At 71.6% G+C, this 11,405-nt stretch carries 9 protein-coding genes, 1 tRNA gene and 1 pseudogene; 5 read left to right on the forward strand and 6 right to left on the reverse strand.

From position 1 onward, the window contains the following. Window positions 1-170 precede the first annotated feature (170 nt). The 5 genes from fabF to IE95_RS0111055 form a co-directional block, all read right to left on the reverse strand. Window positions 171-1,415 carry a beta-ketoacyl-ACP synthase II gene (gene fabF, locus IE95_RS0111035; RefSeq protein ID WP_030151685.1) on the reverse strand — a complete coding sequence of 415 codons (1,245 nt, stop codon included), beginning with the start codon at window positions 1,413-1,415 and terminating at the stop codon, window positions 171-173. Between the two features lie 109 nt (window positions 1,416-1,524). Further along, a complete protein-coding gene (locus tag IE95_RS0111040) occupies window positions 1,525-1,773 on the reverse strand; it encodes an acyl carrier protein (protein WP_030151686.1) in 249 nt (82 codons plus the stop codon). A 137-nt stretch (window positions 1,774-1,910) separates the two neighbouring features. Beyond that, complete coding sequence (locus IE95_RS0111045) at window positions 1,911-2,918, reverse strand: beta-ketoacyl-ACP synthase III (RefSeq protein WP_030151687.1); 1,008 nt, start codon at window positions 2,916-2,918, stop codon at window positions 1,911-1,913. Further along, on the reverse strand, window positions 2,915-3,955 hold the full coding sequence (locus tag IE95_RS0111050; protein WP_051703004.1) for an ACP S-malonyltransferase: 1,041 nt from the start codon (window positions 3,953-3,955) through the stop codon (window positions 2,915-2,917). The genes IE95_RS0111045 and IE95_RS0111050 overlap by 4 nt, the downstream gene beginning before the upstream one ends. Window positions 3,956-4,116: 161 nt before the next feature. Beyond that, window positions 4,117-5,229: a PucR family transcriptional regulator gene (locus tag IE95_RS0111055; RefSeq protein WP_084690151.1), complete on the reverse strand. Its 1,113-nt coding sequence runs from the start codon at window positions 5,227-5,229 to the stop codon at window positions 4,117-4,119. A gap of 166 nt (window positions 5,230-5,395) precedes the next feature. On the opposite strand from IE95_RS0111055, the gene IE95_RS0111060 reads away from it, so the two are divergent. Beyond that, complete coding sequence (locus IE95_RS0111060) at window positions 5,396-6,082, forward strand: hypothetical protein (RefSeq protein ID WP_030151690.1); 687 nt, start codon at window positions 5,396-5,398, stop codon at window positions 6,080-6,082. A 141-nt stretch (window positions 6,083-6,223) separates the two neighbouring features. Here the strand turns inward: IE95_RS0111060 and aceE are convergent, their stop codons facing one another. Beyond that, the gene (aceE, locus tag IE95_RS0111065; protein WP_030151691.1) at window positions 6,224-8,986 is read right to left on the reverse strand and encodes a pyruvate dehydrogenase (acetyl-transferring), homodimeric type; all 2,763 of its coding nucleotides are present in this window, start codon (window positions 8,984-8,986) and stop codon (window positions 6,224-6,226) included. 519 nt (window positions 8,987-9,505) lie between these two features. Between aceE and IE95_RS0111070 the strand changes: the two genes are divergently transcribed. From IE95_RS0111070 to IE95_RS20155, 4 genes and pseudogenes are all read left to right on the forward strand, one after another. Beyond that, window positions 9,506-9,919, forward strand: a complete 414-nt coding sequence (locus tag IE95_RS0111070; RefSeq protein WP_030151692.1) for a DUF3052 domain-containing protein — start codon at window positions 9,506-9,508, stop codon at window positions 9,917-9,919. Beyond that, the gene (locus IE95_RS0111075; protein WP_428829409.1) at window positions 9,903-10,385 is read left to right on the forward strand and encodes a peroxiredoxin; all 483 of its coding nucleotides are present in this window, start codon (window positions 9,903-9,905) and stop codon (window positions 10,383-10,385) included. Before IE95_RS0111070 ends, IE95_RS0111075 begins: the two co-directional genes overlap by 17 nt. 174 nt (window positions 10,386-10,559) lie before the next feature. Then, window positions 10,560-10,636, forward strand: a tRNA-Val gene (locus tag IE95_RS0111080). Window positions 10,637-11,191: 555 nt separating this feature from the next. Next, window positions 11,192-11,377 (forward strand): annotated as a pseudogene (locus IE95_RS20155) (transposase); the annotation flags it as partial. Window positions 11,378-11,405 lie beyond the last annotated feature (28 nt).

Genomic DNA, 11,405 nt, shown 5'->3' on the forward strand with positions numbered 1-11,405 from the left:
GCGTTCGGGGAATGATAACCGGTGCTAACGATCCCACGGAATCCCGGGCGACCTCGCGGACGACGCGAGCACGACACACCGCGCACGACCAGAGCACGACGACGCCCGGGGGCGGACCGCGGTCCACCCCCGGGCGTCGTCACGTCTCCGGGCTCACGCCCCGGAAGGGGTCAGGCGTTCGTCACCACGAGGGCCACGTTGTGCCCGCCGAACCCGAACGAGTTGTTGATCGCGGCGATGTCGCCCGCGGGGAGCTCGGCCGGGACGTCGCGCACCAGGGGGACCTGGAGCTCGGGGTCCGGCTGCGCGACGTTGATCGTCGGGGGAGCCAGGCGCTCGTGCACGGCCTTGACCGTGAAGATGGTCTCGAGCGCGCCCGCACCACCCAGCAGGTGACCGGTCATGGACTTGGTCGCCGAGAGCAGGACGTGGTCCGCGTCGTCGCCCAGCACGGTCCGGATCGAGCGGGTCTCCGTGAGGTCGCCGACCTTGGTCGAGGTCGCGTGGGCGTTGACGTGCACGACGTCGCGCGCCTCGACCTGCGCCTCGGCGAGAGCGCGGGTCATCGCCGCGACCTGGCCGCGACCCTCGGGGTCCGGTGACGTGATGTGGTAGGCGTCGGCCGACAGGCCCACGCCACCGATCCGGGCGTAGACGCGTGCGCCGCGCGCCGCGGCGTGCTCGGCGCTCTCCAGCACGACGACGCCCGCACCCTCACCGATGACGAAGCCGTCACGGTCGACGTCGTAGGGGCGCGAGGCGCCCTGCGGGTCGTCGTTGCGCAGCGACAGCGTGCGCGAGGCCGCGAACGCGGCGATCGGCATGGGGTGGATCGTGGCCTCGGTGCCACCGGCCACGACGACGTCGGCACGACCCGCGCGGATCATGTCGATGCCGTAGCCGATGGCCTCGGCGCCCGACGCGCAGGCCGAGACGAGCGCGTGCGCACCTGCACGGGCCCCGAACTCGAGCGAGACGTACGCGGCGGGGGAGTTGGGCATGAGCATGGGGACCGTCATGGGCAGCATGCGCCGTGCGCCGCGCTCCTTGAGGGTGTCCCAGCCGTCGAGCGTGGTCCAGATGCCACCGATGCCCGACGACACGACCGCCCCCAGGCGGTCGCCGTCGACCTCAGGACTGCCCGCGTCGGCCCAGGCCTCGCGCGCCGCGATCATCGCGTACTGCGTCGAGGGGTCCATGCGCTTGATCTCGGGGCGCGGGAGGACGTCCTCGGGCTTGACCTTGATCTGGGCGGCGAACGTCACCGGGATCTCGTAGCGCTCGGCCCAGTCGTTCTCGAGCGGGCGGGCGCCGGACTGCCCGGCGAGGGCGGCGGCCCACGTGGAGGCCACGTCCCCACCGAGCGGCGTGGTGGCGCCGAGGCCGGTGACGACGACGTCGCGGAGGGAGGTCATGGCAGCTCCAGGTGTCTGAGAGGGAAGAGAGGGGGGCGGGCAGGCCGGCGGTTCGTCGACCGCCGGCCCGCACCGGCCAGGTCCACGGGACCTGGCGCAGATCAGAAGATCAGGCCTGCGCGCCCGTGATGAAGGACACGGCGTCGCCGACGGTCGCGAGGTTCTTGACCTCTTCGTCGGGGATGCGGACGCCGAACTTGTCCTCGGCGTGCGTGACGATCGTCATCATCGACAGCGAGTCGATGTCGAGGTCGTCCGTGAAGGACTTCTCGGCGAGGACGGCGTCCGTGGGGAGGCCGGTCTCTTCGCTGACGATCTCCGCGAGACCAGCGAGGACTTCCTGCTCGGTGTAAGCCATGGGGTTTCTCCTTGTGATGGGTGCCGGGGCCGTCCGGCACCGGGAACTAGCTGTGGAACGGTGGAAAGGTCGTGCGTCGCCCGCCCTGGTCGGACCGTGGGGAGCACGGGCCGGGGGACGGACAGGATGATTCTCCCCTACGGGAGGACGATCACCTGCGCCGCGTAGACGAGCCCGGCGCCGAACCCGATCTGGAGCGCGAGGTCTCCCGACCTCGCGAGCCCCTCGGCGAGCAGGCGCTCGGTTGCGAGCGGGATCGAGGCGGCCGAGGTGTTGCCGGTCTCCGCGATGTCGCGGGCGACCGCGACGGACTCGGGCAGGCCGAGCTGCTTGATCATCTGGTCGATGATCCGCATGTTGGCCTGGTGCGGGATGAAGGCCTGGACGTCCTGGGCGGTGACCCCGGCGGCGGCGAGGGCCTTCTCGGCGATCGGCGCCATCTGGAACGCGGCCCACTTGAAGACGGTCTGCCCGTCCTGGCGCAGGGTCGGCCACCCGAGCTCGGGGTGCTCGCGCAGGTCCGACCACGCGTGGGTCTGGCGGATCGCGGGAGCCTTGCCACCGTCCGAGCCCCAGATCGTCGGGCCGATGCCGGGGGTGTCCGACGGGCCGACGACCGCGGCGCCCGCGCCGTCGCCCAGCAGGAACGAGATGGTGCGGTCCGTCGGGTCGACGAAGTCGCTCATCTTCTCCGCGCCCACCACGAGGACGTGCTGGGCGGCGCCCGAGCGCACCAGGGCGTCGGCCTGCGCGATGCCGTAGGTGTAGCCTGCGCACGCGGCCGAGACGTCGAACGCGGCCGCGGGGGTCGCGCCGATCCGGTCCGCGAGCACCGCCGCGGCGGCGGGCGTCTGGTGGAAGTAGGTCGTGGTCGCGAACAGCACCGCGTCGATGTCGGCACCTGTCAGGCCTGCGGACGCGACCGCCTTGAGCGCTGCGGTCTCCGCCAGGTCGATCACGTCGACCCCGGCGCCGGCACGACGGCGTGTGACGATGCCGGTCCGCTGGCGGATCCACTCGTCGGACGAGTCGATCGGCCCGGCGAGGTCGTCGTTCGTCACGACGTTCTCGCCGCGGACCCCGCCGATGCCGAGGACGCGCGAGTACTCGGCCCCTGCGGCCTGACGGATGGTCAGCGCGCTCACGCGGTGGTCTCCCCGGCGGGGGCGACCGCACCGTCGGCGGCATTCTCGGCACCGGTCTGCGCCGAGGCGCCTGCGGCGTCGCTGTGATGCGCGACGAGGTCGCGGGCCTTGTCGATGTCCGCGGTCGACTTGACCGCGACCGTCTCGACACCGGGAAGCGTGCGGCGTGCGAGGCCCGTGAGGACCCCGCCCGGGGCGAGCTCGAGGATCGCGGTTACGCCGAGCGCCGCGAGCGTCTCCTGGCACAGGTCCCAGCGGACCGGGGCCGCGATCTGGGCCGTGAGGCGCGAGAGCACGTCGTCCTTGACCCCGAACAGGCCACCGGACTCCGCACCCGAGATGCTCGCGTACGAGGCGCCGTCGGCGTTCGAGAGGAACGGCAGGCGCGGGTCCGTGGCGTCCCACCCGGCGGCGACCGGGGCGAACGCGTCGAGCGCGGGCTGCATGAACGGTGTGTGGAACGCGCCCGCGACCTGGAGCGGGATCACGCGCGCCTTGGCAGGCGGGTTCGCGCCCAGGGCCGTGATGCCCTCGAGCGATCCTGCGGCGACGACCTGCCCGCCGCCGTTGACGTTCGCCGGCCACAGGCCTGCGGCCTCGATCGCGGCGAGGACCTCCTCGGCGTCGCCGCCCACGACCGCGGCCATGCCGGTCGGGGTCGCGGCGGCGGCCTCGGCCATGAAGCGGGCGCGGGCCGTCACGAGGCCCACCGCGGCGGCGTCCTCGAACACGCCCGCGACTGCCGCGGCTGCGAACTCGCCGACCGAGTGGCCCGCGGTCACGTCGGCGACCTCGCACGTGTCGCGGCCGTCGAGGATCGCGCGCAGCGCGACCAGCGAGGCCGACACGATGAGCGGCTGAGCCACCGCGGTGTCACGGATGGTCTCGGCGTCCGACGTGGTGCCGTGGGCACGCAGGTCGAGGCCGGACGCGGCGGAGAACGCGTCGAGCTGCGCGGGGACCCCGGGCAGCTCGAGCCAGGGGGCGAGCATTCCGGGGGACTGGGAGCCCTGTCCAGGGCACAAGACGGCTAGCACCCGTCAACTGTGTCAACCCGGTCGCCCGCCGGGACGTCACGACGCGCACCAACCTTGTCCGGGCCGTTTGTGCCGAACCTACAACAGACGCCCGACGGCGCCGCTCACCATGGCAGGCAGGCGCGGCACGCGGGCGGGCCGGCGGGCGCCCCGCGGCGCGTTCAGCGACCCGACGGCCCCGCGGAGAGCTGCCCGAGGGCGAGCGCGACCTGGAGCACGAACGACTCGCGCGCGTCGAGCGGGTCCCAGCCCGTGATCTCGGCGACCTTGCGCAGGCGGTAGCGGACCGTGTTGGGGTGCACGTAGAGGCTGCGCGAGGCGGCCTCGAGCGAGCGGCCCGTGCCGAGGTACGCGGACAAGGTCTCGAGGATCGCACCCGTGCTCTCGAGCAGCGGGCGGTACGCCTGGACGACGAGGGTGCGGCGGGCCGTGGTGTCGCCCGTCAGGACGCGCTCGGGCAGCAGGTCGTCCGCGAGGACCGGCCGCGGGGCCTGGGGCCACGCCGGCGCCGCGGCCAGTCCCGCGAGCGCGGCCTGGGCCGAGCGGGCGGCGTCGTCGAGCGAGGGAACCGTGGGACCGATCACGACGGGGCCCGGACCGAACCGGGGGAGCAGCGACGCGGCCGCGGCCTGCAGGTCGCCCGCCCCGCCGAGCACGAGGACGAGCCGGTCGCCGTGGATCCCGACGAGCGCGTCCCCGGCGGCGCGCCGGGTCGCGCGGCGCAGCTCGGCCGTGCGCAGGTCGTCGAGGGCCGACGTCGCGGTGCCCACCATGACCAGTGTGGATCCCTGCCCGCCCCAGCCGAGGGCCGAGACGCGCGAACGCAGCGAGTCGTCGCCGTCGCCGCGGATGAGCGCGTCCACGATCAGGGCCTCGAGGCGGGCGTCCCACGCGCCGCGGACCTCGGCCGCGCGCGCGTAGACCTCGGCGGCCGAGAACGCGACCTCGCGCGAGTAGCGCAGCACGGCCTCGCGCAGGTCACGCTCGCCGCCGGGGATCGCGAGGCGGTCGGAGTACGCCTCGACGACCTCGACGACGATGCGCACGAGCTGCAGGGTGTGCTGCAACGAGATCGACCGGGTCAGCTCCGAGGGCGCCGCGGCGAAGATCTCGCTGACGCCGTGCGGCGGCGAGGCCGGGTTCGCGTACCAGGTCACGAACGCCGTGATGCCCGACTGGGCGACGAGACCCACGTACGAGCGGTCCTCGGCGGGCAGCGCCCGGTACCACGGGAGGTCCTCGTCGAGACGCCGCAGGGCGGCGGCGGCGAGCATCCCGCTGCCGTCCCGAAGTCGCTGCAGGTTGTCGGTGTTCCCCGTGATCGGCACGCCCCGAGCATACGGCGTCCGGTCGGCTTCGTTGTGGGGAGTCCACAAAGCCGGGTACCGCGCGGTGCGACCTTCCGGGGGCGAGGCGCACCGGAGCCGCTAGTGTCGATCCATGGCCTTGATGCCCCGACTCCGACAGCTCATGCGCCGCCCGTCCTCGGCGTCGACCGTGGGCGCGCGCCGTCCCACCAGCGCCGACCGCCGCGGCGACACCGTGCACGAGGACGCCCTGCGCGCGATGCTCGTCGACGACCCCAACGACGAGCGCGCCTTCCAGGCGCTCGCGGAGATCGTCCGACGGCGTGCGGCCGAGTCGCACGTGTCGGCCGACCCGCTCGCGGCCCCCGCCGACGAGAGCGAGAAGCAGCGCGCCGCCGACCTCGCCGTCTGGGCGCTCGCGGAGGAGCTCGCGGGTCACCCGCGCGGGTGGTACCCGCTCGTCGAGCTGGGCAGGCTCTCGCTCGAGGACGACCAGGAGGCGGCGCTGCGCCGGTTCGCGACGGCCGCCGAGCGCGACCCGTCGGGCCTGGCGCTCGCCGAGAGCATGGAGATCCTGCGCGAGGCGGGCCTGCCGGTCGAGGCGCTGGGGCTGGGGGTGGGGCACTGGCGGGCCAAGGAGCACACGCCCGCGGCGGGCCGCCAGCTCGTCCTGGCCGCGATCGAGGCCGACCGCATCTTCGAGGCCAAGCACCACCTCGCGTCGCTCACGATGCACCCGGACGCGGCTCTCGTCGCGCCGCTGCAGTCCGAGCTGAAGCTCGCGATCGCGCAGGCCGAGCAGCACCGGTCGGGCACGTAGCCCGCGCACGCCCGACGGCGCCGCTCGCCCGAGCGCCCGGCGGCCCCTGGGGCAGCCGCGTCACCCGACCCCACGAACGCCGACGGCGCCGCTCACCTCGCCAGGTGAGCGGCGCCGTCGGGCACTACGGGCGGGGGACGGTCAGGAGTCGCCGCCCGCGTTGCCGGACGTGCCGGCCGTGACGTCCATCAGACGGTACTTCTCGATCGCCTGGGCCGAGGCCTCCGCGGGGACCTTGCCCTGCTTCGCGAGCTGCTGCAGCACGCGGACCACGACCGAGGGGCCGTCGATCTTGAAGTGACGACGGGCCGCGGCACGCGTGTCGGAGAAGCCGAAGCCGTCCGCGCCGAGCACCGCGTAGTCGCCCGGGATCCACTGGCGGACCTGGTCGGGGACGAGGTGGTCGTAGTCGCTCGTCGCGACGAACGGACCCTCGGCGCCCTGGAGCTTGGCCGTCAGGTACGGCACGCGCGGCGTCGCGGCCGGGTTGAGGAACGCGTCCTGCTCGGCGGCCAGGCCGTCGCGGCGCAGCTCGTTCCAGCTCGTGACGCTCCAGACGTCCGCGGAGACACCCCAGTCCTTCTCGAGGAGCTCCTGCGCCTCCAGCGCCCACGGCACGCCCACGCCCGAGGCGAGGATCTGCGCCTTGGGCCCCGAGGCCTCGGAGACCTTGATGCGGTGGATGCCGCGCAGGATGCCCTCTACGTCGACGTCCTCGGGCTCGACCGGCTGCTGCATGGGCTCGTTGTAGACCGTCAGGTAGTACATGACGTTCTGGTCGCGCCCGTCCTCGCCGTGACCGTCCTTGCCCGGTCCGTACATGCGCTCGATGCCGTCGCGCACGATGTGGCGGATCTCGTAGCCGTAGATCGGGTCGTACTGGACGATCGCCGAGTTGGTGCCCGCGAGCAGCGGCGAGTGACCGTCCGCGTGCTGCAGGCCCTCACCGGTGAGCGTGGTGCGTCCGGCCGTCGCGCCGATGATGAAACCGCGCGTGAGCTGGTCGCCCGCGGCCCAGAACTGGTCGCCCGTGCGCTGGAACCCGAACATCGAGTAGAAGATGTAGAACGGGATCATCACCTCGCCCTGCGTGGCGTACGAGGTGCCGACCGACTGGAACGCGGCCGCGGAACCGGCCTCGTTGATGCCGGTGTGCATGATCTGCCCGGCCTCGGACTCCTTGTAGCTCAGCATGAGCTCGCGGTCCACGGCGAGGTAGTTCTGGCCCTGCGTGTTGAAGATCTTCGCGGACGGGAAGATCGAGTCCAGACCGAAGGTCCGGGCCTCGTCCGGGATGATCGGCACGATGCGCTTGCCGATCTCCTTGTCCTTGATGAGGTCCTTGAGCAGACGGACGAACGCCATGGTGGAGGCGATCTCCTGGTTGCCCGAGCCCTTCTTGAGGATCTCGTACGTCTTGTCGCCCGGCAGCGTGACAGGTGCCGGCTCCGCACGACGCTCGGGCACGTACCCGCCGAGCTGGCGGCGGCGCTCCTGCATGTACTGGATCTCCGGCGCGTCGGCGCCCGGGTGGTAGTACGGGGGCTCGTACGGGTTGGCGTCGAGCTCCTCGTCCGTGATCGGGATGCGCAGCGAGTCGCGCAGCGTCTTGAGGTCCGCCAGGCCGACCTTCTTCATCTGGTGCGTCGAGTTGCGCCCCGCGAAGCCCGAGCCCAGGCCGTAGCCCTTGACCGTGTGCGCCAGGATGACCGTCGGCTGGCCCGTGTGGGCCGTGGCCGCCGCGTACGCCGCGTAGAGCTTGCGGTAGTCGTGGCCGCCACGCCTGAGGGCCCAGATGTCGTCGTCCGACATGTTCTCGACGAGCGCCTTGGTGCGCGGGTCGCGCCCGAAGAAGTGCTCGCGGATGAACGCGCCGCTCTCGGCACGGTACGTCTGGTAGTCGCCGTCGGGCGTGACGTTCATCAGGTTGACGAGCGCACGGTCCTTGTCGGCGTTGAGCAGGGTGTCCCACTCGCGGCCCCAGATGACCTTGATGACGTTCCAGCCGGCGCCGCGGAACTGCGCCTCGAGCTCCTGGATGATCTTGCCGTTGCCGCGGACCGGGCCGTCGAGGCGCTGCAGGTTGCAGTTGACCACGAAGTTCAGGTTGTCCAGACCCTGCTGCGCGGCGAGCTGCAGCATGCCACGGCTCTCCGGCTCGTCCATCTCACCGTCGCCGAGGAAGGCCCAGACGTTCTGCTGGCTCGTGTCCTTGATGCCGCGGTTGTGCAGGTAGCGGTTGGTCCACGCCTGGTAGATCGCCGAGGCCGGGCCGAGGCCCATGGAGACCGTGGGGAACTCCCAGAAGTCCGGCATGAGGCGCGGGTGCGGGTAGGACGGCAGACCGCCGCCAGCGTGCGACTTCTCCTGGCGGAACCCGTCGAGCTGGTCCGCCGAGAGGCGGCCCTCGAGGAACGCGCGGGCGTAGACGCCGGGGCTCGCGTGACCCTGGAAGTAGACCTGGTCACCGCCGCCCGGGTGGTCCTTGCCGCGGAAGAAGTGGTTCAGGCCCACCTCGTACAGCGTCGCGACGGACGCGTAGGACGAGATGTGCCCGCCGACCCCGATCCCGGGACGCTGCGCGCGCGTGACCATGACGGCCGCGTTCCACCGGTTCCAGCTGCGGTAACGACGCTCCATGGCCTCGTCACCGGGGAAGTACGGCTCTTCGTGCACACCGATGGTGTTGACGTAGGGGGTGTTCACCGACGTCGGGATCGCCACGTTGCGCTCGCGTGCTCGCTTGAGCATGTTGAGCAGGACGTAGCGGGCGCGGGGGCCGCCACGGTCGTCGATCAGTCCGTCCAGGGACTCGACCCACTCGCTCGTCTCAGCGGGGTCGATGTCCGGTACTTGGCTGAGCAGACCGTTGATCAGCGGTCCGGTCTCGTCAAACGAAGCCACCAGCAACCTCATATCTTGTTCGGAGCGGTATTCGGATTGAATCACGGCGCGGTACACCGTGCCCGCTCACCTCCAGCCACTCCTGCGCGGCGGTAGCAGCCGCTGGTGGCGACTGTGCCTCCACACTCTCGGGTGGTCGAACCATTCTGTTACCCCGCGGCCTGGAAGTCACACCACAAGGGGGTCAAGAGAGCGTGATCTCCACGACACAGGAGTGTGTGCGTCCGGTGCGCAGAGGGTGGAGGAGAGGCTGCGGCGGTCCTTCGCGGTGTCCGCCGCGGGGGCACGATCTGGCGTCGTCGTGCCCGACGGCGCAGCACCCGCCAGGCGCTCCGGGCACCTTCCGAGGCGCGCCGACGTTGTGCCGAGTGCCGAACACCGCAACACTGGTGCAACTGCACGGTGAAGAGGCCCGAGCGACGCACCCGCCCCTGCTGAGGCACGCGGGAGTGGTGTGGGCTACCTTTGCCAAGCAGGTCACAGATCATCGAGCAGTACGAAGAAGGGAAAGAGACACAAGTGGGAGCGACGCCGGACCCCCAGGGTGCAGGACGCCTGGGGTTCCTCTCTGGCCATGTGGTGCAGGAGTTCGGTTGGGGTGAGGACGTCGACGACGACCTCCGCGCCGAGATCGAGGAGCTCGTCGGCTCCGAGCTGGTGGACGAGGACTACGGAGACGTCACCGACGGTGTCGTGGTCTGGTGGCGCGAGGACGACGGCGACCTGACCGACATGCTCGTCGACGTCCAGACGGTCCTCGACGACGGCGGTCTCATCTGGATCTTCACGCCCAAGGCGGGCCGCGACGGCCACGTGGGTCACAACGACCTCCAGGAGGCCGCGACCACGGCCGGCCTGCACGCCACGAGCACGTTCGCGATCGCACCGGACTGGTCCGCGACCAAGCTCGGCACGCGTGGCCGTGGCCGCTGAGGCCCCCGAGCTGACGATCCGGCCGGGCGACCTCGCCCCCGACTTCACGCTCACCGACACGCACGGCACCCCGGTCCGCCTCGCGGACCTGCGCGGCCGGCCCGTCCTGCTCGTGTTCGTGCCGTTCGCCTTCTCGGGCACGTGCACGAGCGAGCTGTGCGAGCTCCGCGACAACATCGCGGACTTCGAGACCGCGGGCGTCTCGCTCTACGCGATCTCGTGCGACCCCGTCTTCTCGCTCAAGGCCTGGGCCGCGCAGGAGGGGTACACGTTCGACCTCCTCTCGGACTTCTGGCCGCACGGCGAGGTCGCCCGCCAGTACGGGGTGTTCGACGACGAGCGCGGCCTCGCGATCCGCGGCAGCTTCCTGATCGACGCAGAAGGCGTCGTGCGGTGGTCCGTCGTGAACCCGCGCGGGCAGCGCCGGGACCTCGCGGGGTACCGGGCGGCGCTCGCGGAGCTCTGACCCCGCAGCTCTCTCGACGGGCGTGCCGTGGCCTCGTGCCGTGGTGCGCCCGTCGGTCGTCTCTGGCCCGACTGCACCCGTGGCGGCCGCACGCCGTCGGGCACGGGATGCCCGATCTGCGGCGGATGTGCGAGGCAGGGCCGGTGACCCGGTAGGCTGTGCACCGCTGTTCTGGGGCCTGTAGCTCAGTTGGTTAGAGCGCCACGCTTACACCGTGGATGTCGGGGGTTCGAGTCCCTCCGGGCCCACCATCAGGGAGAATGATGCCCTGACCTGCGATTTTGTCGATCGTCGTCGTGGACTGAATCGGACGCGAGGGGACCGAATTGGGCCCCGCGGGCCCCGCCAGAGCCCCACGGCGGTGGCGCACGTCGTACACCTCCCGCCTGAGGGGCGGTGGTCGCGATGGACGGTAGGGAGAGTTTCGGCTCGGTCGAGTCTCGCGGAGCAAGACGACAAATCGGAACGTGAGCGCGCGGGCTTGCTACCGCGGGCCGGACGGCAAGCGGTATTCCCAGACGTTCGGGGACAAGCTCTCGGCGCAGATGTGGCTCGTCGAGGAGCGCAAGCTGATCGACCGGGGCGTATGGCGGACGCCGGACCATTGGGAGGCGGTCCGCCGGATCACGGTGTCGCAGTGGGCGGCCGAGTACGTCGAGTCGCGGACGCTGGCTCCTGGGACGTACTGCAACCACACCCGGATGGTGGCGCGGTGCGTCGACCCGACGATAGGGCGCAAATACCTCGACGACGTGACGGTGACCGACGTCTCGACCTGGCACGCACAGCTCAAGGCGGACCTGCGCCGTCGTGCCAGGCAGGCGTTCCTGGCCTCCTTCGACACCTGCCGCGCGAACAACGGTGGCACCGAAGCGATCAACGGACTGATCGAACCCCACTGCCGCATCGCCCGCGGCCTGCGCAACCGCGAACAGCACCGCCCACGCATCCTCCTCATCGGCGGCGGACTCGCCCACACCCACCTCCGGTAGGAAGAGCCGGTTTCGGCTAGTCTGCCCT

Source organism: Oerskovia turbata (assembly GCF_000718325.1).
Classification (GTDB): Bacteria; Actinomycetota; Actinomycetes; order Actinomycetales; family Cellulomonadaceae; genus Oerskovia; species Oerskovia turbata.

Bases quoted from the DNA above. Each gene is read 5' to 3' on its own strand.
- fabF (WP_030151685.1), bottom strand. From the start codon at position 1,415: ATGACCTCCCTCCGCGACGTCGTCGTCACCGGCCTCGGCGCCACCACG.
- IE95_RS0111040 (WP_030151686.1), bottom strand. From the start codon at position 1,773: ATGGCTTACACCGAGCAGGAAGTCCTCGCTGGTCTCGCGGAGATCGTC.
- IE95_RS0111055 (WP_084690151.1), bottom strand. From the start codon at position 5,229: ATGCTCGCCGCCGCCGCCCTGCGGCGTCTCGACGAGGACCTCCCGTGG.
- IE95_RS0111060 (WP_030151690.1), top strand. From the start codon at position 5,396: ATGGCCTTGATGCCCCGACTCCGACAGCTCATGCGCCGCCCGTCCTCG.